This window comes from Allostigmatella hybrida (assembly GCF_020103775.1).
GTDB lineage: Bacteria > Myxococcota > Myxococcia > Myxococcales > Myxococcaceae > Hyalangium > Hyalangium aurantiaca.
Genome location: NZ_JAHXBH010000039.1, coordinates 24,706 through 50,403, shown reverse-complemented (window position 1 = coordinate 50,403; position 25,698 = coordinate 24,706). Strand labels below are relative to the sequence as shown.

Sequence of the window (25,698 nt, the reverse complement as noted above, 5' to 3'; positions counted from 1 at the left end):
CAAGAGAACGTTGGCCGCCTGACTTTTCCCCAGGCTGCCATGCGCGAACCCCCGCACGTTCGACGGCGTGCCCGTCTCCACGTTGCAGAGGGGCTCCGCTCAAAGCGGGAGCGCGTGAATTGCAAACGGCTCGGGGCCCTAGACGTTGAAGCGGAAGTGCATGCAGTCGCCGTCCTGGACGACGTACTCCTTGCCTTCCACGCGCAGCAGGCCCCTCTCCTTCACCGCGCTCTCGCTGCCGAGCTTGATGAGGTCCTCCCAGCGCATCACCTCGGCCTTGATGAAGCCGCGCTCGAAGTCCGAGTGGATGACGCCGGCCGCCTGCGGGGCCTTGAAGCCCGTGTGAATCGTCCAGGCGCGGCACTCCTGTTCGCCCACGGTGAAGTACGTCTGCAGGCCCAGCAGCTTGTAGCCCGCGCGCACCACCTTGTGCAGGCCCGGCTCGGTCAGCCCCGCGCTCTCCAGGAAGCCCGGGCGCTCCTCCTCGGGCAGCTGCTGGATTTCGGCCTCCATGGCCGCGGCGAGCACCACCACCCCGGCGCCCTCCTTCTCGGCCATCTCGCGCACGGCCTTCACGTGCACGGAGGCATCTTCCTTGCCGATCTGGTTCTCGCCGATGTTCGCCACGTACAGCACCGGCTTGTCCGTGAGCAGGAACAGCTCGCGGATGGCCGCGTGCTCCTCCTCGTTCAGCTTCTGCGCGCGCACGGTGATGGCCGAGTCCAGCCCCGCCTTGATGCGGTCGAGCAGCGCCAGCTCCGCCTTGGCCTCGTCGCCCGCCTTGCCGCCCATCTTGGCGTTGCGCTGGGAGCGCTCGCGGCGCTTCTCCACCGTCTCCAGGTCCTTGAGGCACAGCTCCGTGTCCACCACGTCCCGGTCCCGGACGGGGTTCACCCCGCCCTCCACGTGGGTGACGTTGTCGTCCTCGAAGCAGCGCAGCACGTGCAGCACCGCGTCCACCTGGCGGATGTTGGCCAGGAACTGGTTGCCCAGGCCCTCGCCCTTCGAGGCGCCGCGCACCAGGCCCGCGATGTCCACGAACTCCAGCGAGGTGGGCACCTTCTTCAGGGGCTTGATGAGGGCCGAGAGCTTGTCCAGCCGCTCGTCCGGCACGGGCACCACGCCCACGTTGGGCTCGATGGTGCAGAACGGGTAGTTGGCCGCCTGCGCGCCCGCGGCGGACAGGGCGTTGAACAGGGTGGACTTGCCCACGTTGGGCAGTCCGACGATTCCAATGGAGAGCGCCATGACGGCTCCTTGAACCCGCGCACGCGGCGGGCCCCTTCCTGCGCTTGAAAACTACGAGGCGCGGCGGTTGGCCGGCGCGGTGCCCGGGGTGGGCAGACCCTTCACGAACTGCTCGGCCAGGGCGCGCTGCTTGGGGTCATCCATGCGCTCGGACAGGAGCTTGCCGGCCACATCCATGGCCAGGTCCACCGCCAGGGTGCGCACCTCGGCGATGGCCTTGGTCTTCTGGTCTTCAATCTCGCGGCGGGCCTGGAGCTTCAGCTCCTCGGCCTCCTTGCGGCTCTTGTTCATGAGCTCGTCGCGGTACTTCTCCATGTCCGCCTGGTTCTTGCGCATCATCTCGGCGGCCTCGCGGCGGGCCTCGGCGATGGCGGTCTTCTGGTCGGCCAGGAGCTTCTCCGCCTCGGCGCGCTCGCGCTTGGCGCTCTCGATGGCGCTGGTGATCTGCTTCTCGCGCTCCTCCACCAGCGACAGGATGGGTCCCCACGCCTTCCAGCGCAGCACCACGGCCACGAGGATGAAGGTGACGAGGGTCCAGAAGATGAGGCCCGGGCGGACCTCCACGAAGCTGCTGGCGGCGAGGACGGAAGGCAGGAGCATGGCGGCGTGTCCGGAAGACGGCGGAAGAAAACAGCGGGGTACGGCCGGGTGCAACGGACTGCGGGGACAGCGGGCCCGGCACTCCGCGTGAGGGGAGCGCCGGACCAGACCTTCGGGGCAGCTTAGGTCTTGGTGGCCAGCAGGATGCAGACCACGAGCGCGAACAGCGTGGCGCCTTCGATGAGCGCCGCGGCGATGATCATCGTGGTGCGGATGTCGCCACCGGCGGCGGGCTGACGGCCGGTCGCGTCCATGGCGGCGGCGGCGAGCTTACCGATGCCCAGGCCGGCACCGATGATGGAGAGGCCGGCGCCGATACCAGCGGCCAGGAAGGCAAGAGCGAGGTTGGTCATGGGAGTGCTTCGTCTTTCTTCTGCAGGGACCCACTTGTGGGGGGGTCGTTGTGTCCCTTGGGGGCTACCTCCGGAGGACTCTCGCCTTCCGGGTCTTGTCGAGCGCCCCCGCGAGAGGGCGCTCTGAGCTTGTCAGTGACTAGGCGTGGGCCCGGCCGTGGTCGTGGCTGGCGCCACCTTCCTTGTGGCCGTGGCCGGCCTCGCCGTGCGCGTCATGGTGGTGGCCCATGGCCACGCCCATGCCAATGAACAGCGCCGAGAGCATGGTGAAGACGTACGCCTGCACGAAGGCCACGAACAGCTCCAGCAGGTAGATGCCCATGGCGAAGGGCACGCTGACGAGCGCCACCGCGGGGTGGCCGAGCATGAAGATGAGGCCCAGCAGGAAGAAGAGGACGATGTGGCCGGCCAGCATGTTGGCGAACAGACGCATCGTGAGGGCGAAGGGCTTGGTGAACAGGCCCAGGATTTCCACCGGAATCATGATGGGCCACAGCCACGGGGCCACGCCGCCCGTCAGGTGCCCCAGGTAGCCGCCCAGGCCCGCGGCGCGGATGCCCGCCACCTGGGTGAGGATGAAGGTGCAGATGGCCAGGCCGCAGGTGATGGCCAGGTTGCCGGTGGCCGTGGCCATCCAGGGCACCAGGCCCAGCATGTTCATGAAGAGGATGAAGAAGAAGGCCGTCAGCAGGTAGGGCACGTACCGGGGGCCCTCCTCCTTGCCGATGTTCTTGATGGCCAGCTCGTCCCGGACGAAGACGATGAGCATCTCGAACATGTTGGCGCCTACCCCGCGCGGCACCAGCCTGCTCTTGTCCCGGTTGCTGAAGCCCAGGACGAAGAGGATGAGCAGCGCGGCGGCCAGCCACATCATCACCGTGTGCTTGGTGATGGACAGGTCGAGGCAGCCTGCGCCCAGGCCCGGAACCACCTCGCCGTGGTCCGTCATCACCTTGGTGCACGCCCCCTCGCGCAAGGGGATGAGGATCTCCGGCAGGTGGACGACCTTGTGCTCGTGGCTGAGGGGCACCTCGAACTCGTACTCGTGCGAGTCCGACACGTGGTGGAGGATGTAGCCCGCCACGTCCTCCTTGTGCTCGCCGCCCTCCGCGGAAGGCCCCGCTGCAAATGCGGCGCCCGCGATCAGACCGGCGGACAGAACCATTGCCTTGCGCATCACTCGCCTCCGCCGGACGCCTTTTTCGAGGCGGCCAACACGTAGCTGACCTCTACCCACTGCAGCACGACGTACACACCGAAGAACCCCACGACGAACGCCGCGGCCGGCAAGCCCCGCGACACCATCGCGTACAACCCCGCCCCCACCGCCACCGCCCTCAGGCCGAACACCAGCCCCACCGCCTTGAGCGCCGCCTGGAGGCTGCGCCGCACCGCCCACCGCTTCAGCACCAGGGACACCACCCCGGTCATCCCCGCCATCCCCGCGCCCCACAGCGCCGCCCACCGCGTCTCGGGCACCACCGGCAGCGCCGCGGCCAGCGCCAGCCCCACCCCTACCACCCCCACCCCCACCAGCGCATGATTCTGGAAGGATTCCTCGGAGGGCCCCTTCACCGCTTCTTCCCCAGCCGCGTCATCTCGCGGAGGAACGCGTAGAAGCCCACGCAGATCCCCACCAGGCTCAGCCCCACCAGCAGCCAGGGCTGCGTTCCCCACCACCGGTCCAGCCAGTACCCGCCCAGCACCCCCACCACCGCCCCGCCCACCAGCTTCCAGACCGCCGCCATGTACGGCGCCGCCGACCTCATCTCCCGGGCCGTGGGTGACAGCTCGCTGCCCGGCTCCGGGGGCGTCTTGTCCTGGGGCTCCTGTGCCATCGGACGCCTCACCCACCTTCACGATTCCACGTGCGCCGGCCGCTTAGCACTGAACCTGCGGCGGGCGCAACCGCTACGCTCACCCCCGCCCGGAGGCGCTAGAAGGGGTTGGAATCACTCTGGAAAGCCGGGAGGTGTCCCACCGGGCGAGGAGGCTCCGGGCCCCTGAGCCCGGACGCCTCCCGGCCAGCACGCAAGCCCGCCCGGGGGTCGGCTTCCCCTGGGCGGGCCCAGGGTGCCATCTTCCGGGGCCGTGACGATGTTCAGCGCGGACGAAGAGCAATACCGGCACTTCGATGGACTGCACCTGGGCCTCTGCGTCATCCGCGAGGAGAAGGTGGTGTACGCCAACGCGTCCATGCTCGGCCTGCTGGGGCGCGCCGCGGACGAGGTGGTCGGCCAGTCCTTTCGCGTCCTCGTCACCCCCGCCGGGGCCCAGGAGATGCATGAGCTGTACACGCACCTGCTGCGCGGCGAGCGCGTCCCGGCCGTCTATGAATCCACGCTGAACACCTCCAACGGCCCGCGGCGCGCGGAGCTGTCCATCACCACCGAGGCGCGGGACGTGATGGTGATGGCCCGGGACTTGAGCGCCCGCGCCCGGCACCGGGCCGCGCTCCAGCACGTGGCGGAGCTGGGCGCGAACCTGCCCGGCCTGAGGACCGAGGAGGAGGTGCTCAGCCGCGTCTTCTCGGAGCTGTCCGGGCTGGGGTTCACCTTTGGCTACCTCATCCCGGAGAACGACCGGCTCCGGCTGGAGCGGATGCGGGTGGCCCCCAGCAGCGTCCTGGGCAAGGGGGCCGGGGCCTGGATGGAGGGGCTGCTGGGCGGGTGGTCCCCCCTGCTGAAGCATGTCTGGAAGGAGGGCTCCTCCTACAGCGCCGACTTCGCCTGGGAGGCCTCCCACTTCGTGCCCCAGGCGCGCGCCGAGGAAGTCCTCATCCTCCTGCAGAAGGCGGGGCTGCACCTGGTCGGCGTGCGCATCGACTCGGCCGGCGGCCCCCGGGCCATCCTGGTGGTGGCCGCGGAGTGGTTCCGCGAGGAGGAGCAGGCCCCGCTGCGGCTGTTCGGCGCGCAGGTGTCCGCCGCGCTGGAGGCGGCGCTCACCATCTCCCAGCTCTCCGCGAAGAACACCGCCCTGGCGGCGCTCAACCGGCTGGCCTCCACCGCGGCCACCGCCCTGGAGCCCCGGGCCTTCTTCGAGCTGGGGGCGCAGGAGCTCACCCGGCTGCTCGGCTGCGACACGGTGGGGCTCTTCCTGCGCACCGACGAGGCCTCCGAGGCGGAGCTGGTGTTCTCGCACGGGCTGGACGTGGCGACGCGGGAGTTCTACCTGCGGATGCCCCTGCGCGGCAGCCTCTCGGGCGTGGCGCTCCAGCAGGGCGTGCCCCTGGTGCTGGACGCGGAGGAGTGCTTCGGCTTCACGCGCGACAACATGCTGCGCCTGGGCTACGCCACCGTGGCGGTCGTCCCGCTGCGCGTCAGCTCGCGCCTGGTGGGCACGCTCGTGGTGTCCTTCTTCAAGCACCGCCTGCTCACCCCCCTGGAGCGCGAAACCCTCCAGGCCATGGGCACCCACTTCGCCGCCGCCACCGACTCCCACCGCATGCTCGCCGAGCTGCGCCGGCGCGCCGATGACCTGGCCCTCATCCAGGAGGTGGGCCGCAACATGGTGGCCACGCTGGAGATGGATCTGCTGATGCAGATCGGCGTGGAGGGCCTGTCGCTCATCGCCGGCGTGCCCGAGGCCCTGCTGATGATGCTGGACCGCACCGGGCAGAAGCTGGAGCTGCGCGCCGCGGTCCGGCAGGCGCACGAGATGATGGGCTTCACCCTGCCCACCGAGCCGCCGGACAGCTCGCTGGCGGCCGCGGCCCTGCACGCGCGCGCCCCCATCCTCGTGCAGGATCTGCCCAAGGAGCCCCGCGCGCACTCGCGGCTGGTGCACATCACCCGGGGCACCGCGGCCCTGGTGCTGCCGCTGGTGGTGCGCGAGCGCTGCCTCGGGGTGGCGGTGCTCCTGGAGCAGAAGGGGCCCCGCCAGTTCACCACCTCCGAGCTGGAGCGCGCCTCCGCCATCGCCAACCAGCTCGCCCTGGCGCTGGAGCAGGCGCGCCTCATCGAGGACCTGAAGAAGAGCTACGTGGAGCTGGCCCATGCCCAGCAGCAGCTCGTCCAGCGCGAGCGGCTCGCGGCGCTCGGGGAGCTGTCCGCGGTGGTGGCCCACGAGGTGCGCAACCCCCTGGGCGCCATCTTCAACTCGGTGGCCACCATCCGCCGCATGGTGGGGCCCTTCCACCCATCCCTGCCGCTCGTGGACATCGTCGGGGAGGAGGCGGACCGGCTCAACCGCATCGTGGATGACCTGCTGAACTTCGCCCGGCCCCCGGCCCCCTCCCCCATGCCGGTGCCCCTGCGCAAGCTCCTGGAGGACGTGGTGCGGGGCGCCCTGGCGGACGCCTCGAACAACATCCGCGTGGAGTGGGCGGTGGAGCCGGACGTGCCCCCGGTGCTGGTGGACGAGCGGATGATCCGCCAGGCGTTCCTCAACCTGGCCATCAACTCCGTGCAGGCCATGCTCCAGGGAGGCCTCCTGCGCGTGGGCGTGCGGCGCATGCCCGGCACCCGCGGCGAGGTGGAGGTGGAGTTCACCGACACGGGCTCGGGCATCGCCGCCGAGGTGCGCGCGCGCATCTTCGAGCCCTTCTTCACCACCAAGGCCAAGGGCACCGGCCTGGGGCTCGCGCTCGTCAAGCGCATCGTCGAGGCCCACGCCGGCAGCCTCTCGCTCGAGTCGCAACCCGGCAAGGGCACCACCTTCCGCCTCTTGCTGCCCTGCGAGCCGGAGCCGCTGGCGCCCTCGGCCCAGTCCGGCGCCTGAAGGCGCTCAGGGGAAGACTAGGCGCGGTCCTGGGCCGCGTCGCGCCGCCGCACCGAGCCCATCACGTAGTCGATCCACCGGTTGCTGATGCCGAAGTTCCGGTCCGGACAGGCGAAGTGGTGCGCCATGTGGTGCGCGCGCAGCGCCTTGCCCCACGCCGTGCGCGGCTTGAGGAAGTGCAGCGCCCAGTGGGTGATGTCGTAGAAGAGGTAGGCGGCGACGATGCCGCAGTAGTACGGCAGCGTCACGGCGGGCTTGCCCACCGCCCACAGCCCGGCGCCAATGAGCGTGGCCAGGGGAATGCTCACCCCCAGCGGCATCACCAGCCGGTGCGGATCATCCGGGTACTGGTGGTGGTAGCCATGGGCGATGAAGTGGAACTGCTTGGCCAGCCGGCCCTTGCCCTCCCAATGGAAGACATACCGGTGGATGACGTACTCCATCAGGAACCAGGTGAGCGCGCCCGCCGCGAAGCCCTCGGCGGCCAGCAGGGGCCGGGTCGTCCCGCTCCACAGCCCCCACCCCATCAGCCCCACCACCAGCGGCAGATAGAGGATGGCGGGCGTGGCGGGATGAATCCTCGAGCAGAACTCGAGGAAGGCATTGTCGAACATCCGGCCAGTCACGTGGCGTGTGTACTCGTCGTTCTTCATGGTGGCACGAAGGAGCAGCGCGTCGAGCGGTTCGTCGAATCCAGCAACCCAGCCCTGGACCCTGGGGTGGCTATACACCCTTTCGCCAGGGGAAGGGAGATGTCGACAGGCTTTCCTTGACGCACAGCGTCACACCAGGGCCGCGGCTGTTCACATCCATGAGAAGCACACCGAAGGGCTCCGGCGGCCGCCAATTCCTGCTAGGAGCCCAGGCATGGGAGCACAGTGGAAGCACAAGGGGCGCACCGAGAACGCCGCCGCCAAGGGGAAGGTCTTCACCAAGCTGGTGAAGGAAATCATGGTCGCCGCCAAGGGCGGCGCGGATCCGGCCTCCAACGCACGGCTGCGCATGGCGGTGGACGCGGCGAAGAGGGCCTCCATGCCGCGCGACACCCTGGAGCGCGCCATCAAGAAGGGCTCGGGCCAGCTCGACGAGCAGGTCAACTACGAGACCGTCACCTATGAGGGCTTCGCGCCCCACCAGGTGCCCGTCATCGTCGAGTGCCTCACCGAGAACAAGAACCGCACCGCCACCAACATCCGGATGCTCTTCCGCAAGGGGCAGCTCGCCTCCAGCGGCGCGGTGTCCTGGGACTTCAACCGCCTGGGCGTCATCGAGGCCACCCCGCCGTCCGCGGACGCCGACGCCGAGACGGCCGCCATCGAGGCGGGCGCGCAGGACGTGGAGAAGGGCGAGGAGGGTGGGGCCCGGTTCCTCACGGCGCCGGCCGACCTGGACGCCGTGGGCCGCGCGCTCGGCGCGCAGGGCTGGACGGTGAGCGCCTCCCAGCTGGCCTGGATCGCCAAGAACCCGGTGCACCTGGAGGGCGAGGCGCGCGCCGAGGTGGAGGCCTTCCTGGAGGCGCTCGACGAGGACGACGATGTGCAGACGCTCTTCGCCGGCCTGCGCTGATTAGCGGACACTCTGCCCTTCAAAAGCCTGCGCCCGGCCACGAAGCCGGGCACTCCTCCCGCGGACCCATCGCGAGAGGAGCCCCATGCATCACCGCATCGCCCTTGTCTGGCTGGTTGTGTGCTGTCTGTCCGCCCCCGCGCACGCGCAGGCGGCCGCCCCCGAGCCCTTCTTCCAGGTCCGCGCCGTGGGCGAGCTGGGCTTCCTGGACGTGCACTCCAACACCGTCCGGTATGGCCGCACGGGCTCCATCTTCCGCTTCACGGAAGAGGGCGGCCAGGACAACCTCCTGCCCTTCACCCGGCTGAGCCTGGAGCTGACGTGGAAGGGGCGCCACACCGCCGTGTTCCTGTACCAGCCGCTGGAGGCGCGCGGGGAGACGGTGCTCGGCCGGGACGTGGGGCCCGTGCCCATCCTCAAGGTGCGGGGCCGCTACACCTTCGGCTCGGGCGTGTGGCTGGGCCTGGAGGTGGATGGCATCTACGCCTCCGGCGGCCTGCTCAGCCGGGACAACACCGCCGACAGCTTCAACGCCAGCCTGCTCGATGCCAGTGCCCGCGCGGGCATGCGCGTCACCCCGCAGGTAGATGTGTACCTCAACCTGCGCTACCTCGGCGGGGGCGCGCGCGGCACGGACGAGGAGGAGGCCGCCCAGGGGCTCGGCGACGGCTACAGCAGCAACTGGCTGAACACCGCCACCGTCTCCCTGGGCTTCCTCTACCGGCTGCCCGTGGGCAACTGAGCCGCCCGGCCGGGGCCTACGGCTTGGGGCAGCCCTTCTGGTCCGCCTCGAGCTGCTGCTGGGCGTTGGCGTGGTCCTTCTGGGTGGCGGCCACCGCCTCCTGGAGGCTCGCCTCCGCGGGGGCCCACGAGGCCTCCTGCGCCTTGAGCTCCTGCACCGTGGCCAGCGACTGCTGCTCGGCCTGGAGCTGGGCCGCGAGCGCGCTCACCCACTTCGCATCGGCCGCCGTCAGCTCCGCGCACCGCGTGGCCTGCTCCGGGAGGGGCTTCTTGCCCTTCGCCTTCTGCTGCTGAAGCACCACGGCGTCATAGGCGCTGGAGGCGCTGGCGCGCACGCCCGAGGTCAGGGTGGCCTCCGCGATGCGCTGGTTGCGCACCAGCTCGCCCTGGAAGAACCGGTACTGCGGCGCCAGGGCCGGCGCGGGCGCGGTGGCCCGGGCGTTGAAGTGGTGGAAGGTCCGGACGAACTTCACGTCCTCCGCCGGCGGGGCCACCGGCACCGCCGCCAGCTTCTGCTGGAGACAGGCGGCCAGGGCATCTCCCTCCGGGCTTCCGGCGGGGGTGAAGGTGATGGGGCCGGGCGTGGCCTGGTTCTTCACCAGTTGGATGGTGGCCTCGAGCGTGGGCGGCACCTGGGTGGCGTACGGCGCGTAGCAGTCACACCACTGCGGCTGGCCCAGGCGCACCGCGCCCGAGTAGTCGGAAGGCACGTTGGTGCCGAAGGTGACCGACAGGCTGCGCCCCTGCTCGTGGAGGAACTCGACTTCTGCGCTCACCGGCGCCGAGCCCTTGGGCAGGACCTTGAGCGGCACGGCGGCCTCCACGGCCTTGCGCACGCAGGCCTCGCCCTCGGGGCTGAGGTTCACGCCCGTGAGGGTGTGCTGGGTCTCCTGCTCCGTGGCGCGGGCCTTCAGCGTCACGCGGCTCGTCTGCTCCGCGCCGCGCGAGGTGGGGGCCACCAGGCACTCCATCACGTAGGGCCGCGTGGCCATGAGCGCGCCCACCAGGATGTTCGGATCCGTGGGGGTGGGCATCTGCCCGGCCGGAGGGGTCTGGCAGACGGAGATGTCGAAGGGAATCTGGTTGGTGATGCGGACCGGCTCCGCGGGCGCGGCCTTCGTCCCCTTCTGCAAGGGGGCACAGGCCGCGGTGGTCAGGACGGCGGAGGCCACGGCGATGCGTCGCAACAACATGGGCAGTCTCTCCCGGGTTCAGGGATGGGACGCCCCCTCTATCAGTTCCCGGTGCGTTGCACGGGCTCAACCACCATGGCGCTGCCGCCGCCCCGGCGTTTGGGCTCCGCGACGGCGGTGACGGTACCGTCCGGGTGGAAGCGGATGCCGGTGACCGCCCCGATGGGGCCCACGTCCGTGAAGACATGCCCCCTGGCTTGCAGCGCCGCGCCCTCCGGCGAGGCGATGAACTCGGGCTCGGCCTGGCTCGTGCCATCCGGCAGGTTGCGCTGGGAGACGCGCGGCGCGGCCACCGCCTCCAGCACCGGCATGCCCAGGTCCAGGTGGTTGACGAGCGTCTGGAGCACCGTGGTGATGATGGTGCTGCCCCCGGGGCTGCCCAGCGCGAACACCGGCGCCCCGTCCTTGAACACCAACACCGGGCTCATGCTGCTGCGCGGCCGCTTGCCCGGCTCGGGGGTGTTGGCGTGTGGCATGTCCGCCTTCGGCGGCACGTCGAAGTCCGTCAGCTCGTTGTTGAGCAGGAAGCCGTAGCCGGGCACCACGATGCCGTTGCCCCCCTCGGCCTCGATGGTGCACGTGTACGTGACAACGTTGCCCACCTTGTCCGAGGTGGTGATGTGCGTCGTCTCCCGGTTGGGGATGTCCAGCGGGGACGGGGCGAGCGCGGCCAGCACGGGCGCGGAGGCAAGCCCGGCGGCGGAACGGAAGGTGCTGGGGTCCTTCTGGAAGGCGAACGGATTGCCCGGGGGCACTTCGCCCGGGGCGGCCTTCGTGACGGAGAGCGCCTTGCGCCGCTCGGCGGCGTAGTCCTTGGAGAGGAGCCCCGCCACGGGCACGTCCACGTACTCGGGATCCGCGACGTAGGCGGACCGGTCCGCGAAGGCCAGCCGCGACGCCTCCAGGTAGCGGTGCAGGAAGTCCACCCGGCTCAGGGAGGCGGGCGCGTCGCCCTCCAGCAGGTTCAGGGCCAGCTCCACGGCGATGCCTCCGCTGGAGGGGGGGCCCATGCCGTACACCGTGTAGCCCCGGTAGGTGCTCTTCACCGGCTCGCGGACGCGCGCCTCGTAGTCCGCGAGGTCCGACAGCTTCATCACGCCGGACCGCACCGGGCGCCCGGCCTCGGGCGCCATCGGGGGACGGGCCACGGTGTCCACGATGGCCTGGGCGATCTCCCCCCGGTAGAAGGCGCGGCTGCCGTCCTTGGCCACCAACCGGTAGGTCTTCGCCAGATCCGGGTTGCGGAAGGTGGAGCCCACGGGGGCGGGCTGCCCGGCGGCGGGCAGGAGCAAGCGGGCCGAGCTGGAGAACAGCCTGAAGCGCTCCACGTTGCGCGAGGTCTGCTCGAAGAAGGTCTGATCCACCTCGAAGCCCTGCTCCGCGACGCGGATGGCGGGCTGGAGCACCTCGGAGAGCCCCCGGGTGCCGTAGCGCGAGAGCGCCACCTCCCAGCCCTGCACCATGCCCGGCACGCCCGCGGACACGCCGCTGGTCATCACCTCGGGAAAGGGGATGGGCGCGCCTTCCGAATAGAAGAGGGCCCGGCTCGACTCCCGGGGCGTCGTCTCGCGGTGCTCCACGGTGATGACGCGCTGATCCTCGGCCCGGTAGATGACCATGAAGCCCCCGCCGCCGATGCCGCAGGAGTACAGATCCGTCACGCCCAGCACGCCCGCCGCGGCCACCGCCGCGTCCACCGCGTTGCCACCGCCCTTGAGGATCTCGATGGCGGCCGAGGTGGCCCGGACATCCACCGTGGCCGCCGCGCCGCCACGCCCCGTGGCTTCCGGGGTGGGCACGGGGGCAGAAACGGGAGCGGAGGAGAAGACTCCCTCGGAAGAGGCGGCCTTGCCGTGGGTGCAGCTGACCGTCAGCAGCCAGCCGGCTCCCGCCGCCAAGAGGTGTCTGCGCATGAGGTGACCTCGAAGAGTGGACATCGCGTCCTTAACTTCGCTGAGAAGGGCGAGCAGGACCACCAAATCCGCAAGGACCATCTGCGCCCTGTCATCCCCCGGGCGCTCTCTCGTGAAGAGGGGCAGGCAGCCCCTTCACCTCGCGACCGTGAGCGCGAAGGGCGCGAAGCCCCGGCTGCGGAGCAGGGGGGGCACGAGCAGGATGAGCGCCTCCGTCCCCCGGGCGGTGGAGAGGTCTCCGAGATCCTCGATCCAGCCGGGCTGCCACCCGAGTTCCTGAAGCAGCTCGCGGACGGATGCCTTGGCGTCCTTGTCGTTGCCCGACAGGAATACGGACGGAGGGACTTGGAGAATCCGTGGGTTCGCCATGACGGTGAAGAGCATGGTGTTGAGCGTCTTGACGACCCGGGTGCCCGGCAGGGCCTGCTGCAGATGCTCGGCCAGGCTGCTGTCCGGATAGCACAGGCCTGCGGGCATCCCGTCCGCGCCGCGCCGCGTGGCATTCGAGACATCCACCAGGATCTTCCCGTCCAGCGCCTCCCGGAGCGCGCCGAGCCGCTCCACGCTGGAGTCACCCGGGGTGGCATTGATGAGCAGGGACGCCTGGCGCGCGGCCTGGGCGGGCTCCACGAACGTGACGGCGGGACCGGACCACTTCGCCGAGGCGGCGGAGGCGTCCCGGGTTCCCAACCACACGTCATGCCCCACCGTGGCGAGTTGGGCGGCGAGGACCGTGGCCACACGGCCCGATCCGAAAATACCGATGCGAATCATGGAATGCTCCGTTTCGTCAGAAGGGGTTGGGTCAAGCAATCGTGGACAGCACGCGCACGGCGGCGCCGTGGAGGCGAGGCGCGGCGGCCAGGAAGTCACGGCTCGTCAGGCTCCACGCTTGGCCGTGGGTGTCGGAGATCCGTCCCCCGGCCTCTTCCACCAGCAGGGCTCCCGCCAGCAGCCCGGAGCGCACCTGGCTGTACTGCCAGAAGACGTCCATCCGCCCCGCAGCGACCTGGATGAGCTGAAGGGTGGCCGGGACCGACACGCGCAGGACCAGCGCGCCTTCGAGCATGGCGGTGACGGACTGGCCCATGCGGCGGTAGGTACCGGAGTCCTCTCCGGGCTTCGCCTGGCCCGTTCCGGCCAGGGCCGTGTCCAGCCGCGTCTTCGCCGACGCCTGCACCCGCACCCCATCGAGGTAGGCGCCGCCACCCCGGATCGCGGTGTACGTGTTTCCAGTCATCGGCAGGTACACCGCAGTCAGCACCAGCGTGTTGTCCCGCACCAGCGTTGCCGTGACGCCCCAGTCCGTCATGCCGTGAATGTGGTTGATGTTGCCCTCCACGGGATCCGTCACCCACCACTCGCCTGGCGGCAGCGCCCCCACGTCGAGCTCATCCTCCGTCCATCCCGCACCAGGCCGCGCCTTCATCAGGGCATCCCGGAGGACGCTCAGCGACGCCGCATCGTTGGCGTGGATTGCCTTGAGAATGTCTTCCTGACTGTCCAGACGCGCGTCGAAGGAGAAACGGCTCTTCAGGTGGTTGCCCGCCGCCTGGACGGCGTCCACCACGGCTTTCAGCAACGCGTCATCGTCTTTCGCAAATCCTGGCATGAGTCCCTCTTGAGTGGCCGATGGATGAGAGTAAGATGCGAGCATTCGCTCACATTTGCTACTCGCATTCCTCCCATGCCCCGCGCCACCACTCCCCACCCCCTGGATCCGAGGAAAAAGCCCGGCCAAACGCGCTCGGCGGCGACCGTGGCCGCCGTGCTCGAAGCGGCGGCTCGCATTTTGGAAACGGAGGGCCTCGAGGGCTACACGACCAACGCCGTGGCCCGGCGCGCCGGCATCAGCATCGGCTCGCTGTATCAGTACTTCCCCAGCAAGGATGCCATCACCAAGGCGCTGATCCTCCGGGAGACATCCACGCTCCTGAAGGACGTGGAGGCCATCGACGCCAAGGCCCTTGGCCGGGCGGGCCTCGAACGGCTCATCCGCGTGGCGGTGGCCTATCAGCTCCAGCGTCCGGCCCTCGCGCGGCTCCTCGACCAAGAGGAGCGCCGCCTGCCGCTCGATGAGGAGGTCCAACGCATCGGTGAGAGCCTGGCCCGGACCGTCCAGCGGTGCCTCGATGCGCCCGGCATGGCGGCGGTGGCGCGCTCCCCTTCCACCGCCGGAGATCTGCTGGCGATCGTGAAGGCCCTGGTCGATGCCGCGGGAGAGCGCGACGAGCGTGACAGTACGGCCCTCATCGCACGGGTTCACCGGGCCGTTTTTGGCTATCTGGAGTACACACCCTGAGGGCCCCCTCGATGCACCGCTCGCGGATCCAAGGCGCCATCGCCGGTCTCGCCGTGGGAGATGCCCTGGGCTACCCCGCGGAGTTCCGCACCCGGAGCCAGCTCCAGCGGGAGATCGGCCTGGAGGGCATCACCGGCTTCCTCCGCCTGAAGGATCCCCGCTTCACCCGCCCCTTCATCCTGGGCCCCGACCACCCGCCCGGCACCTTCACGGATGACACCCAGATGAGCCTCTGCGTCGCCGAGGCCCTCCTCGCCGCGGGCCACGCGGACCGGGACACGCTGATGCGGGAGATGGCGAGGCGCTTCGTGCAGTGGCACCACTCCGAAGACAACAACCGCGCGCCCGGAGAGACCACCGGCATCGCCTGCGGGCGGCTGACCGCCGGGGTTCCCTGGCGCGAGGCGGGCGTCCCCCACTCGAAGGGCTGCGGCGCCAACATGCGCGTGGCCCCGATTGGCCTCTACTATGAGGACTTGGACACGGTGTGCGAGGTGGCCCGGGACTCCTCCCGGCTCACCCACGGCCACCCCGCGGCACTCGAAGGCAGTGCTGCCGCCGCGCTGCTCGTGGCGCTCGCGCTCCAGGACGCCCCGCCCGAGCGGATGCACGCCGAGGTGATGCGCCGCTGCGGCGGAAGGAGCCCGGACTTCGACGCCTGCTTCTCGCGTGTGCCCACGCTGCTCCAGTTTCCCCCCGAGGAAGTCCTCATCGACCGGGAGAAGGGTCCGCACGCCCTCGGCGAGGGGTGGGTGGCCGAAGAGGCCGTGGCCTGCGCGCTCTACTGCTTCTGGCGCCACCCGGACGACTACCGCGCCGCCGTGCTCGAGGCCGTCAACACCGACGGCGACTCCGACAGCCTCGCCACGATTACCGGCTCCTTGTCCGGTGCCCGCGTGGGTTTGGAGGGCATCCCCTCCGAGTGGGTCGCGGAGGTCGAGCACAGCGCCCGGCTGCTCGAACTGGGCGGCCTCTTGGCGGACGCCCGGCTCCGCGTTCGATGAATCAAGGCCCTCCCCATTAAGACAGTGGAAGGACCAAGCCATGATGGCTTGCCTGGGACAGCCTCGCTTGAATGAAAGGGCCGATCCAAACGCGGGCCTCTCAACGAAGTTAGACCTTGTCTCTAAAACATTCACACTTCCTTAGCAGCACTTCTCTCCTGCGTTTGCATAAGAGAATGTCCTCGATGGGTTTGCGATCAAAAAGGCCGCAGAGCCTCTTACAATCTCGACACCACCAAGATTACTAGGCCTGGCAAGTCATCTCTTAGAATTCTTGCCGCCTCCAGCAGATGAAAGGGGCGGAGGCGGCGTCTGTTCTTCAACAGTAAAAGTCTTCTTCAACAAATGCCTCAAGCCAAGAACCATGACCTCGCGCCCAAAGGAGTCACCAGACCTACTGGTGACTCCTTTTACCTTAAACCCGAGGTCTTCGAGTTCATCAGCCCTATGAACGGTGCCAAAACAGTCGTAATCATCCTGAACCGAGACACCATTATCAGGAATCACCAAACTCCAACAAACTATTTGGTCAGTAAGCGTAAGTGGATGATTAAAGCTATTAGACCCATCAAAAGCGTATTTATACTCGATAGCACACAGATCATCCTTCTTGAGGCTCCCACCGGTCCCGATCGCAAGGCTATCTATCCCTCTGCTTGAGAAAGTGATCGTGCGCGACCAAAGATGCGCATATGGCGAATCACTCGGGACAAGATGTGAGAACAACGTATACAAAGCACCAACCCAGTGTTCTTCACCAGGCAATGGAGCCACGAACCATTTGTCCTTCAGCGCCGGAACATTGAGAATTCGAAACCGCGTGCGTTGGCTGATGCCGCCCTTTAGTTCTTCGGCTTGTTGCGTCTGCAACTCGCGCTTAACATCTACAGATTCCTTTCTAAGCCTATCCAAAAGTCGCTGAAAGGTCGTTTTTTTGTAATAGGCTGTATCGAGAAAGGCCTTGATTTTCTCAACAAACGCATCACTACGAAGAAGCTTAATAGCATCTTCGGCCAAGTCGTTGCGATTTGTAACCAGATCGAACGCCCCATCGATCACGAAGAGATAGTGAGACTGAGCCTCTCCTGTAGCGAGTATTGCGTACCGCTCCTCCATTTTCCCATGGGAGAAAAGCTCATTATAAGTACCAATCTTAATTCCATTACAGGAAATAAACGCCCCCCGCTGATCTGTAAGGCGAATCCCAGAAATGGTCTTACCTCTGCGATCAAGATGCTCGTACAACCTGAGGGCACGGTTGTTTCCATCAATCGCCAAGATAAAAGCGTATTTCCTACCAGCATGCTCGATCATCTGTGCATGCCTGTCCCAGAATGTTCCGTCACGCAGACGGGCAATCTCATGTGGATCTTTAATGAGCGCAGCCTGATCCGGCTTGTTCAGCCAAAAATACCCAGCCGACACTTGATGAAATCCACTTCCTACCCAAACACCAAGCCGACATTTATCATTATATCCGGGACTATAACGAAACGCATTCTGGGCGTCCGCAGAGAAACCCGTCATCTTTTGATTCAGAATCCTCACATCCCCATGACGGGTACAAGAACGTATGTAATTACAGAGATATGATGCTTCTGGCGCGGCGCCATTGACCGTAAAATATGAATTGAAGTCTTCAACATCATATTCAAGCACAATGACCATTGTGCCCTTCACAAAGTTCTTAAAATATGCTTTGCCCAAGTGATCAACCACACTTTTTGAGCGCTCATCAAGTGGCTCAAGCAGCGCGGCAAGCTTTTGCCATGGCGTAGTTGTATACTCGGGTGAAATGTCGTACTGGGAGTCCAAGGTCGAGCGAGGATTCTCGATGAGCTTAAATCGAAAAGAAGCCTCGCCTTCACAGCGAGTCACAACAGCAAATCGACCTGCTGCAAAACAAAGCTTTGTTCCCTGGCATTTATAGCCGATACCCTCGCCCTTGGTTTTCGTTGTGCGTCCGATTGAAAAGAACGCCACATATGGCGGAGCGGGCCTTCCCGGTGCAGTCTGCTCACTGAGCCCATCGCCATCATCGAAAAATATGAACCCCCGCTTCTGAGGCAAAGGGTAAATTTCAATTTTTTGAGCTCTCGCGTCATACGAATTGGAAATGAGTTCGCGTATGACTTCGCACGGATATCGTCGGTTTACAGAGAGTTCTGAGAGAACATGCTTAAAATCGATCTCTGGGTGCATGCTTGCCATGCAGAGCATGTTATCCCAACAGGCTTCCAGCATGCCATGAGTGGCAGTGAATCGAAGCTGTCAGCGCGCATCAAGCTGACTGCCTGCCACAAAGATGCTATGCTCCCTGCCCCCCTGGATGTGAATCCAGGGGGGCGAGGTAGAAATCCCCGGGACTAATAGATGACGTAGGAGGCCGTACCGCTGCAGGCCGTGTTCCGGAAGCAGCCGACACGGATCTGATACGGCATGTCCTGGCCCACGGCGTTCACGTGGTGGATGACGTGCGAGAGGGAACCGCAGGTGCCGTAGGCGTCGTCGTTCTCGGCTTCCACGTGGCCCAACGGGCCATGCACGCGCACGATGGTGTCGCCGGTGCCGGAGGCGCCCTCCAGGCCACAGGTGCCCACGTCGAGAACCTGGCCATACGACAGCGTCACGTTCTGGTTGGCGGTGTTGCGCGTGCCGCTGCTGGTGTTGGTGAGGTCGAAGGCGAACGTGCCCCGGACGAGGTTGGCGTTCAGGGTCACCTTCCACACCACGGAGCCACCGCACATGCTGTCGCCGCCGCAGCCGGCGCGGAGGGTGTAATTGCCGGGGGCCCCCACCCGGTGCTTGAAGTAACACGAGCCGGAGGTGACCTCGGTGCCCTGCGCGTCGAGGAGCCGCAGCCAGGTGTTGCCGGTGGCCCGGGCCCCCGCCAGGTTGCAGGTCCCCACCTCCACCACGTCCCCTGCGGCGAGCGGGATGACCCGGTCCGTCGTGTACTGCTGGGCATTGTTGGTCTCTCCCGTGTAGTAGACGAACGAGGTCGCCGGGCGGACCGGGGGCGGCGGCATGCCCGCGCACAGCCGCGTGCTGGCATTGTTCGTCGCGGCGCACATCTCCCGGATGGCCGGATAGACGTAGGTGCTGTGCTCGCCGGTGCAGCCCGTCTCGGGGCACCGGTTCACGATGTTGCAGGTGCCGTTGGCGACATAGTCCGCGTCCCCGCGCACGGCGATGCTCGCCACCGTGTAGGTGTCCGTCTCGTACACGGCCGAGCCCGAGTTACCCGCGAAGGTGTCCGTGGTGGACACCAGGTAGTCCAGCCGCTCCGCGTTCCCGTCACGCACCGTACCGCCGGAGTCGATCTTGAAGGGAATGCCGCTGGGGCTGCCAATGACGGCCACGTTCTGCCCCTCACTCAGCGCGGTATTGCCCTGACGGACCGGCGCCGGGGTGAAGCGCGGCGTGGCAGACCGGTCCAGACGCAGGATGGAGTAGTCCAGGCTCCAATCGAGCTGGTGCGCGACGATGGACGAGCAGCGGAAGATGTCCTGCGAGGTGACCTGCTGCATCACCCCGTCCGCGGTCCGGTAGAAGTTGAAGACGAAGTAGGTGTTGGCGCACTCCGCAGCGTTCACGACACAGTGGCCCGCGGTGAGCACCAGGTCGTCATCAATGAGCGTGCCGGAGCAGAAGGCCGCCCGCGGGTCCTCCCGGAAGCGCTCGGAGGTGCAGAGGTTGCGTCCTTCGCCCAGCGTCTGGCCGGTGAAGACGACGTTGTTGGGGGTCGTCATGTCGAAGAGGTTCGGGTGCATCAGCGCCACGGTGGACTGCTGCGCCCGCGCGCGCAGCGTGGCGTCCGGGTGGGCATAGACGTCCGTCCGGCCATCCGAGCCGTAGACGGCCTCGCTCTTCTGTTCTCCGAGCGCGGCCTGCTCCGCGCCCGGCTCCGCCGTAGGACCACAGCCCACAGCGAGCATGGCGGCACACAGCCATGCCCCCACGAAGGGACGCACCGGGAGCCCAGACTTGAGGTGTTTCATAGGGAATTGTTTCCTGTTTTCGAGGGGATACGAACCCTGCCTTGGCAGTCAGGTGAACCCGACCTACCCCAGGAAACCCGCACAAACTAAATAAGAAGATTTTCCTTGTGGTGTGGGCCCTGCGGCGGAGTGGCCCCCGTCGGCCGGGAACGTCCGGTGGTGCGCGGAGCGTCTCTTCCTCCGTGCGGAGGCGTTGAACGAAACCAGCACCGCGCCAATACTCGGGCCATGACTGGCGCATCCCCCCGGCTGATCGAAGTCCAGTACGCCTCCCGCCGTGCCCTGCTGTCCTCGGCGAAGACCGAGCGCGGAACGCTGACGCTCTTCGTGCCGACCACGCACCGGGTCGCTCAAGGCGAATGCGTGCGGCTCGCGGTCACCCTCGGTGATGCCGAGGGGCGCTTCGAGTTCGAGGCCACCGCGCTGACCTGGACCCAGACGGCCGGCCGCGATGGCGTGGGCGGGTTTCTCGCCAACTTCGTGGGAGACTCCAAGCGCCTCGCCGCGGAGATGATCGCCGTCTGCGCCCAGCGTCCACTGTCCATGGGCACCGCCTCGCGCGAGCGCCTCATGGTGCGCAGGAGCTGCCAGCTCAAGCTGACGGATGTGAAGATCCCCGGGGAGCTGCGGGACCTGTCGCAGACGGGCGCGTTCGTCGTGGGCCGCCAGTTCGGGAAGCGCAAGCCCGGCGAGCCGGTGTGGCTGAAGGTGGAAGGCGGCCTCTTCGGCCTCGGTGGAACCTGGCTCGAGGCCCGGGTCATCTGGCAGGGCAAGAAGGGCGAGGAGCCCGGCCTGGGCCTGCGCTTCATGAGCAATGAAGTGAAGCAGGCCTCGGCCATCCAGCGCCTCCTGGAAGACGCCTCCCGCACCCGGGAGCCGGCCGCCCGGGCCAGCTGAGGCGCCCGCGCCTTACGCGAGAAGCTTGGAGCGCTGGGCCCCGTCGAAGTATCCACTCTCGCGCATGTCCTTCAGCAGCGTGTTCTCCCGGGGCCGCCACCCGAGCCACTCCTGGGTGAGCGCGCTGGAGGTGGGGTTGTCCAGGGCGGCGAAGCCCGCGAGCCAGCCGAAATGCGCCGCCGCCTCGTTCGCGGCGATGCTCCGGACGGGAAGGCCCAGCCCCTCGCCAATCGTCTCCGCGATCCTCCGCATGGGGATGCCCTCCTCCGCGGCGCCGTGGAGCAGCGAGCCGGGCACCGCCTTCTCGAGCGCCAGCCGGAACAGACGGGCGGCGTCCAGCCGGTGCACCGAGGGCCAGCGGTTCGTGCCGTCGCCGATGAAGGCGGAGAACCCCTTCTGCCGGGCGATGTCGATCAGCGTGGGCACGAAGGCCTGATCGCCCGCGCCATGAACCGACGGGGGCAGCCGCACGGCGCTCGTGCGCACACCTCGTTTCGCGGCCGAGATCAGCGTCTCCTCCGCGGCGGCACGGCCGCCGAAGGGATTGGCGGACGCGCGCGCGTCGGTTTCCGTGCCGATGCGGCCGGGCGTGAGCATCACCGTTCCCGAGGCCGCGACGAACGGCTTGTTCGAGCCCTCCAACGCGCGGGCGATCGCCTCCACCGCGCCCTGATCCGTCTCGACGGCGGCCTTGTACTGGGAGAAGTCGTGGATGAAGGCCAAGTGGATCACCCCCTCGCACGCCCGGGCGCCGGCGGCGAGACTCTCAGGGTCCGACAGGCTGCCCCGGTGCGCCTCGGCGCCCGCTTGCGCCAGGGCGCCGGCCGCCTCCTCGCTCCGCGCCAGTCCGAGCACGCGGTGTCCCGCCTCGCGCAGCTCGCGCACGACGGCGCTGCCAATGAAGCCTGTTGCTCCCGTCACGAATACACGCATGAAGCCCTCCTCGCTGTTTTGAGAGAGCGCTATCCTTCATGGCCTCGGGCCCGAAAAGCCGGGAGCGTATACGGGTATGAACACTAACACCCTGCCAGTCCCGGCCATCTCCCTGGGCGGCTTCCTGCGGGACCGCCGGTCGCGCTTGCAGCCCGGCCCCGGTGCCCACGGCCGGCGCCGGACGCCAGGGCTCCGGCGGGAGGAAGTGGCGACGCGGGCAGGCGTGAGCGTCACCTGGTACACGTGGCTGGAGCAGGGACGTGGAGGCCCGCCTTCCGCCGAGGTGCTGGAGCGGCTGGCGCGCGCGCTGGAGCTCGACGCCGATGGCCGCGAGGCCTTGTTCCTTCTCGCCCAACACCGGCCCCCGCCGCTCCAGCCCGCCCCGGCGCCCCAGGTCGCGCCGTCCTTGCAGCGGGTGCTCGATGGGTTGACGGCCAGCCCCGCCTTCGTGAAGACGCCCGTATGGGACATCGTGGCCTGGAACGCGGCCGCGGCCGCGGTGCTGACCGACTACGCAGCGCTGTCCGCGAGCCAGCGCAACGTCCTCCGGCGCTTGTTCGGCGACCCGGCCCTGCACGCCTCGCGGCCCGATTGGGAGCAGCACGCGCGCTTCGCCCTCGCGGTCTTCCGCATGGATGTGGCGCGCACGGGCGGCTCTCCTGAGGCCGCTGCGCTCGAAGCCGAGCTTCAGGCCACCAGCGCCGACTTCCGGCGGCTGTGGGCAGAGAATGACGTGCACAGCCACGGGGCGGGCCTCAAGCGCATCCAGCATCCCCAGGCCGGACTGCTCACGCTCGAGTACTCGGCCTTCGCCGTGGACGGTGCGGCCGGGCTGAGCATGGTCGTCTTCACGCCCACGTCACCGGAGGACGCCCGGGCCATCGAAGCGATCCTCTCGCGGCGAGCGCAGGCCCCCTGACCGCAACGGCTCAGGGTCCAAAGGGGGCCGTGGATTCCAGGGCCCAGGGCCCTTCGAGGTAGCGCCACAGTTGGAACGCTTCGCCTTGCGCGGGGAAGGGCGAGAAGCCCGCCGTGAGCAAGGCCTTCAGCGCCCGGGCCTCTTCGGGAGTGACCTTGTTCTGGACCGTCACATGCGGGCGAAAGCCTTGCCGGTCCTGCGGCGTGAGCCACCGCGCCCACCGCCGGGCCAGCTCCGCCCGCAGCGCGTTCAGGGCCGGCGAAACCAGCTCGAAGGCCACGCCTCTGCCCAGCGAGCGGAGCCCGGTGACCTGCAGCGCCACGGGCGCGGGGGGCGCCACCTCACGCAGGTCCGCCTCCACCATGTCCCGCTCCTCTCCCGGCAGGTGGTGGAACAACGTCAGGTGGGCGGACAGGTGGTTGAGGTGCGCGGGGAAGTGCGCCTCGCGCAGGCGGTTGAAGTGCTCGAAGGTCCGCGCATCGAGCTTCAAGGTCACGATGAGCGGCTGCATCGCCCCCGCCAGCTCAGGAGCGGGACTTGCGGGCCGCCGTCTTGCGGCCTGGGTTCTTCCGGGCGCCCGTCTTCTTGGCTGCCGTCTTCTTGCGCGCCGTCTTGCCCCACCCTTGCTTCAGGTTCTTGTAGGACTTGCTGGACACCGTGGAGCGGCTCTTGGGCCGCGACGTCCCCGCCCGCTTGCGCCGGTTGATGTTGGCCACGAGGCTGTTCTTCTTCTGCGCCATGAAGGGCTCCCCTTCCTGAAGCGCAAGGTCTGCACGGCCCCCCTGCCCCTGCAACCGGGTCCGGGCATGCCCGCTTCCTCGCATCGAGTAGCATGCCCGGTCCCGGCCAGCGCCTCAGTGGCCACCTGCCTCAGAGCCATGCGTGACACGCACGCCCCTCTTCACCGCGGCCATCCTCTGGGTCCTCGCCGCCTTCCCCGCGATGGCCCAGGGGGAGCCCCGCTTGAAGGCGGTGTTGGCCCAGTGGGATCAGGACCCCCACGGGGACCTTCGCGGCGTCATCGTGCTGCGCAACGGGCGCACCGTCGCGGAGCGCTACTACCAGGGCGAGAAGGCCACCTCGCTCCATGACGTCCGCTCGGCGGGCAAGAGCATCACGTCGCTCTTGGTGGGGATCGCGATCGACCAGGGCAAGGTGAAGAGCGCCGGCGACTCCACCGGCACCTACTGGCCCGAGGCCCGGGGCACGGCGCTCGGGGATGTTCCTCTCAAGGATGTGCTGACGATGCGCTCCGGCCTGGCGGCGTTCGACGCCGACGACGCCTCGCCCGGCCATGAGGACAAGCTGGACGAGGCGGCCGATCCGCTGGCGTTCATCCTGGCGCTGCCGCGCGCCGAGCCTCCGGGCTCGGTCTATCGCTACAACTCGGTGACCGCCTCGGCCGCGGGCATCGTGGTGGCGAAGGCCTCCGGCGAGCGCATGGCCGAGTTCGCGCGCAAGAAGCTGTTCGCGCCCCTGGGCATCCAGCGCTGGCAGTGGGCCTCGGATGCCGCGGGCTACACGAAGGGCCAGGGGAACCTGTCGCTGACGCTCCGGGATTTCGCCACCCTCGGCGAGATGGTGCGCAACGAGGGGACTTACCGTGGGCGCCGGATCGTGAGCGCCGCCTGGCTGCGCCAATCCCTGGCACCGGGCGTCGTCATCTCGGACGTCGATCCCTATGCGGACGGGTATGGCTATTTCTGGTACTCGAAGACCCACACCCTCAACGGGCGGCCGGTCCAGGTGTCCTTCGCTTCGGGCAACGGCGGCAACAAGCTCTACATCGTCCCGGAGCGGAAGCTGGTCGTGGCCATCACGTCCAGCGCGTATGGCCGCGGCGATGGCCAGCGGCGCTCCGAGGACATCCTCAAGGCCGTGCTGGCGGCGGACGCCCAACGCTGACCGCCGCTCACGGGGCCCTCGCAGATCGAGTGTCCGCTATCGGCACCGGCCCCGGGCGCAAGCATCCGGACAAGGCGCCCGAAGATGCGGATCCGGACAGAGGCCCCCTCTTTTCACCCGGCCCCGCGCGAAGTGCGGCATGGTGGGCCGAATGGAGATTGCCGGACCGCCCGTGACACCCACTCCCGACGAGACCACCCGCCGCCTCACGCTCAAGCAGCGCTACGACCGGTACATGGCGCGCTTCAAGGAGTTCCTCTCCCGCTACGGCATGCTGGCCATCGCCGTGCATGCGGTGTCCTGCCTCATCTTCTACCTGGGCTTCGTGCTGCTCATCCGCGCGGGCTTCCAGTTGCAGAGCACCGAAGGCACGGTGGGGGCCTTCGCCGGGGCCTACGTCATCTACAAGGCCACCCAGGTTCCGCGCGTCGCCCTCACCTTCCTCATCACGCCCTTCATCGACCGGATCATCCGGCGGATGCGGAACAAGGGGCAGGGCCCCTCGAATCCCTCCACGCCCTGAGCACCATGTGGCCGTAGAAGAACGAAGCTCCCACGTGCGTACACCTGTCCATTACGGAATGCCGGTGGTGCAGCGCATGGCCCACTAAAAGCGATGAGCACCGTGAGAGCGCCTAACCAAAGTCAGGATTGAGGCTCCGGAAGAGAATCAGGCAGCAGCCCAGAACAAGAAGGCCGAAGTGGACATCGTCGCGCCGCTCATCGCGTACGCGCAGACGCCTCCGCCGGTGGAGCCACGCGTTGGTTCGCTCCACCACCCACCAGTGCTGTCCCAGCCGCTGCTTCGACTCGATGCCGGGCCGTGCGATGCGTGGAGTGATGCCGCGCCAACGCAGGCCGCGACGGTTCTTGAGCGACGCGTACGCCTTGTCGGCGTGCAGCTTGTCGGGCCGGTGACGGGGAGTACCTCGCGGCTGCCTCACCTCGGGTACAACCTCCAGCAGGGGGAACAGCTGGTGCGTGTCGTGGACGTTGGCTCCCGTCAGACGCTCGGCCAGCGGGAGCCCTCTTCTGTCGACGAGAAGATGATGCTGACTGCCCGCCTTCGCTCGGTCCGTCGGGTTCTTTCCCGTGAAGGCCCCCTTTGGAGGCTCGCACCGTGGAGGAGTCGAGCGAGGCACGGCTGAAGTTCACCTAGCCGCGCTGGCCCAGCTCGTTCAGCAGCAGGCGCTGGAGCTGCTCGAACACCCCGGCACGCGTCCACTGCTCCAGGCGTTGCCAAGCCGTCATCCCCGACAGGCCGAACTGCTTGGTCGGCAGCATCTCCCAGGGAATGGATGGTGCGACAGGAACGGGCCAGACGGGCATCCTCATGCGCCACACCAAAGCCCGACAAAGCCAATCAACCAAGAATCAAAGCAAGACCGTCCAAACTGGGCGTTC

At 67.9% G+C, this 25,698-nt stretch carries 27 protein-coding genes; 9 read left to right on the top strand and 18 right to left on the bottom strand.

Annotated features, from left to right (window positions below; genetic code table 11):
- Positions 1 to 138: 138 nt before the first annotated feature.
- The 6 genes from ychF to KY661_RS34035 all read right to left on the bottom strand — a co-directional run bounded on the left by ychF (position 139) and on the right by KY661_RS34035 (position 4,039).
- Complete coding sequence (ychF, locus tag KY661_RS34060) at positions 139 to 1,248, bottom strand: redox-regulated ATPase YchF (RefSeq protein WP_225414154.1); 1,110 nt, start codon at positions 1,246 to 1,248, stop codon at positions 139 to 141.
- Between the two features lie 51 nt (positions 1,249 to 1,299).
- The gene (atpF, locus tag KY661_RS34055) at positions 1,300 to 1,848 is read right to left on the bottom strand and encodes a F0F1 ATP synthase subunit B (protein ID WP_225414153.1); all 549 of its coding nucleotides are present in this window, start codon (positions 1,846 to 1,848) and stop codon (positions 1,300 to 1,302) included.
- A 122-nt stretch (positions 1,849 to 1,970) separates the two neighbouring features.
- Positions 1,971 to 2,201, bottom strand: a complete 231-nt coding sequence (locus tag KY661_RS34050) for an ATP synthase F0 subunit C (RefSeq protein WP_002612020.1) — start codon at positions 2,199 to 2,201, stop codon at positions 1,971 to 1,973.
- A 139-nt stretch (positions 2,202 to 2,340) separates the two neighbouring features.
- Positions 2,341 to 3,378 (bottom strand): F0F1 ATP synthase subunit A, encoded by a 1,038-nt coding sequence (atpB, locus tag KY661_RS34045; protein ID WP_398577286.1) that lies wholly within the window; start codon positions 3,376 to 3,378, stop codon positions 2,341 to 2,343.
- A complete protein-coding gene (locus KY661_RS34040; protein ID WP_225414152.1) occupies positions 3,378 to 3,776 on the bottom strand; it encodes a hypothetical protein in 399 nt (132 codons plus the stop codon). The genes atpB and KY661_RS34040 overlap by 1 nt, the downstream gene beginning before the upstream one ends.
- Positions 3,773 to 4,039, bottom strand: a complete 267-nt coding sequence (locus KY661_RS34035; RefSeq protein WP_225414151.1) for an AtpZ/AtpI family protein — start codon at positions 4,037 to 4,039, stop codon at positions 3,773 to 3,775. The genes KY661_RS34040 and KY661_RS34035 overlap by 4 nt, the downstream gene beginning before the upstream one ends.
- A 259-nt stretch (positions 4,040 to 4,298) precedes the next feature.
- Here KY661_RS34035 and KY661_RS34030 point away from each other — a divergent pair, with 259 nt between their 5' ends.
- Positions 4,299 to 6,920, top strand: a complete 2,622-nt coding sequence (locus tag KY661_RS34030) for an ATP-binding protein (RefSeq protein WP_225414168.1) — start codon at positions 4,299 to 4,301, stop codon at positions 6,918 to 6,920.
- Between the two features lie 17 nt (positions 6,921 to 6,937).
- On the opposite strand, the gene KY661_RS34025 is transcribed toward KY661_RS34030, so the two are convergent.
- The gene (locus KY661_RS34025) at positions 6,938 to 7,573 is read right to left on the bottom strand and encodes a sterol desaturase family protein (protein ID WP_225414150.1); all 636 of its coding nucleotides are present in this window, start codon (positions 7,571 to 7,573) and stop codon (positions 6,938 to 6,940) included.
- Positions 7,574 to 7,787: 214 nt separating this feature from the next.
- On the opposite strand from KY661_RS34025, the gene KY661_RS34020 reads away from it, so the two are divergent.
- Together KY661_RS34020 and KY661_RS34015 are read left to right on the top strand one after the other, a co-directional pair.
- A complete protein-coding gene (locus tag KY661_RS34020) occupies positions 7,788 to 8,486 on the top strand; it encodes a YebC/PmpR family DNA-binding transcriptional regulator (RefSeq protein WP_225414149.1) in 699 nt (232 codons plus the stop codon).
- A gap of 85 nt (positions 8,487 to 8,571) precedes the next feature.
- Positions 8,572 to 9,228: a hypothetical protein gene (locus KY661_RS34015; RefSeq protein ID WP_225414148.1), complete on the top strand. Its 657-nt coding sequence runs from the start codon at positions 8,572 to 8,574 to the stop codon at positions 9,226 to 9,228.
- A gap of 16 nt (positions 9,229 to 9,244) precedes the next feature.
- Here the strand turns inward: KY661_RS34015 and KY661_RS34010 are convergent, their stop codons facing one another.
- The 4 genes from KY661_RS34010 to KY661_RS33995 form a co-directional block, all read right to left on the bottom strand.
- Positions 9,245 to 10,420, bottom strand: coding sequence for a hypothetical protein (locus KY661_RS34010; RefSeq protein ID WP_225414147.1), 1,176 nt, complete (start codon positions 10,418 to 10,420; stop codon positions 9,245 to 9,247).
- A gap of 41 nt (positions 10,421 to 10,461) precedes the next feature.
- On the bottom strand, positions 10,462 to 12,333 hold the full coding sequence (gene ggt / locus KY661_RS34005) for a gamma-glutamyltransferase (RefSeq protein ID WP_225414146.1): 1,872 nt from the start codon (positions 12,331 to 12,333) through the stop codon (positions 10,462 to 10,464).
- 135 nt (positions 12,334 to 12,468) lie between these two features.
- On the bottom strand, positions 12,469 to 13,206 hold the full coding sequence (locus KY661_RS34000; RefSeq protein ID WP_398577285.1) for an NADPH-dependent F420 reductase: 738 nt from the start codon (positions 13,204 to 13,206) through the stop codon (positions 12,469 to 12,471).
- Positions 13,139 to 13,945 (bottom strand): inositol monophosphatase family protein, encoded by an 807-nt coding sequence (locus KY661_RS33995; protein ID WP_225414144.1) that lies wholly within the window; start codon positions 13,943 to 13,945, stop codon positions 13,139 to 13,141. Before KY661_RS33995 ends, KY661_RS34000 begins: the two co-directional genes overlap by 68 nt.
- Before the next feature lie 147 nt (positions 13,946 to 14,092).
- On the opposite strand from KY661_RS33995, the gene KY661_RS33990 reads away from it, so the two are divergent.
- Entirely contained in the window at positions 14,093 to 14,635 is a 543-nt protein-coding gene (locus tag KY661_RS33990; protein ID WP_225414143.1) for a TetR/AcrR family transcriptional regulator, read from the top strand.
- An 11-nt stretch (positions 14,636 to 14,646) separates the two neighbouring features.
- On the top strand, positions 14,647 to 15,639 hold the full coding sequence (locus tag KY661_RS33985; RefSeq protein WP_225414142.1) for an ADP-ribosylglycohydrolase family protein: 993 nt from the start codon (positions 14,647 to 14,649) through the stop codon (positions 15,637 to 15,639).
- Positions 15,640 to 15,897: 258 nt separating this feature from the next.
- Here the strand turns inward: KY661_RS33985 and KY661_RS33980 are convergent, their stop codons facing one another.
- Positions 15,898 to 17,850, bottom strand: coding sequence for an ATP-binding protein (locus KY661_RS33980; protein WP_225414141.1), 1,953 nt, complete (start codon positions 17,848 to 17,850; stop codon positions 15,898 to 15,900).
- A 155-nt stretch (positions 17,851 to 18,005) separates the two neighbouring features.
- Positions 18,006 to 19,640 carry a trypsin-like serine peptidase gene (locus KY661_RS33975; RefSeq protein WP_225414140.1) on the bottom strand — a complete coding sequence of 545 codons (1,635 nt, stop codon included), beginning with the start codon at positions 19,638 to 19,640 and terminating at the stop codon, positions 18,006 to 18,008.
- Positions 19,641 to 19,868: 228 nt separating this feature from the next.
- Between KY661_RS33975 and KY661_RS33970 the strand changes: the two genes are divergently transcribed.
- The gene (locus KY661_RS33970; RefSeq protein WP_225414139.1) at positions 19,869 to 20,537 is read left to right on the top strand and encodes a PilZ domain-containing protein; all 669 of its coding nucleotides are present in this window, start codon (positions 19,869 to 19,871) and stop codon (positions 20,535 to 20,537) included.
- Between the two features lie 12 nt (positions 20,538 to 20,549).
- Here KY661_RS33970 and KY661_RS33965 read toward each other — a convergent pair whose 3' ends face one another.
- Positions 20,550 to 21,470, bottom strand: coding sequence for an SDR family oxidoreductase (locus tag KY661_RS33965; RefSeq protein WP_225414138.1), 921 nt, complete (start codon positions 21,468 to 21,470; stop codon positions 20,550 to 20,552).
- 76 nt (positions 21,471 to 21,546) lie between these two features.
- On the opposite strand from KY661_RS33965, the gene KY661_RS33960 reads away from it, so the two are divergent.
- The gene (locus KY661_RS33960) at positions 21,547 to 22,389 is read left to right on the top strand and encodes a helix-turn-helix transcriptional regulator (RefSeq protein ID WP_225414137.1); all 843 of its coding nucleotides are present in this window, start codon (positions 21,547 to 21,549) and stop codon (positions 22,387 to 22,389) included.
- Positions 22,390 to 22,399: 10 nt separating this feature from the next.
- On the opposite strand, the gene KY661_RS33955 is transcribed toward KY661_RS33960, so the two are convergent.
- Both KY661_RS33955 and KY661_RS33950 read right to left on the bottom strand, forming a co-directional pair.
- Positions 22,400 to 22,900: a 2'-5' RNA ligase family protein gene (locus KY661_RS33955; protein WP_225414136.1), complete on the bottom strand. Its 501-nt coding sequence runs from the start codon at positions 22,898 to 22,900 to the stop codon at positions 22,400 to 22,402.
- 13 nt (positions 22,901 to 22,913) lie between these two features.
- Positions 22,914 to 23,129 (bottom strand): hypothetical protein, encoded by a 216-nt coding sequence (locus KY661_RS33950; RefSeq protein ID WP_225414135.1) that lies wholly within the window; start codon positions 23,127 to 23,129, stop codon positions 22,914 to 22,916.
- Positions 23,130 to 23,271: 142 nt separating this feature from the next.
- Between KY661_RS33950 and KY661_RS33945 the strand changes: the two genes are divergently transcribed.
- Positions 23,272 to 24,294, top strand: a complete 1,023-nt coding sequence (locus KY661_RS33945) for a serine hydrolase domain-containing protein (protein WP_225414134.1) — start codon at positions 23,272 to 23,274, stop codon at positions 24,292 to 24,294.
- A 172-nt stretch (positions 24,295 to 24,466) separates the two neighbouring features.
- Positions 24,467 to 24,817 (top strand): FAM210 family protein, encoded by a 351-nt coding sequence (locus KY661_RS33940; protein ID WP_225414133.1) that lies wholly within the window; start codon positions 24,467 to 24,469, stop codon positions 24,815 to 24,817.
- 112 nt (positions 24,818 to 24,929) lie between these two features.
- Here KY661_RS33940 and KY661_RS33935 read toward each other — a convergent pair whose 3' ends face one another.
- Positions 24,930 to 25,436 (bottom strand): IS5 family transposase, encoded by a 507-nt coding sequence (locus KY661_RS33935; RefSeq protein WP_225414132.1) that lies wholly within the window; start codon positions 25,434 to 25,436, stop codon positions 24,930 to 24,932.
- Positions 25,437 to 25,449: 13 nt separating this feature from the next.
- Positions 25,450 to 25,629: a transposase gene (locus KY661_RS33930; protein ID WP_225414131.1), complete on the bottom strand. Its 180-nt coding sequence runs from the start codon at positions 25,627 to 25,629 to the stop codon at positions 25,450 to 25,452.
- Positions 25,630 to 25,698: the final 69 nt, after the last annotated feature.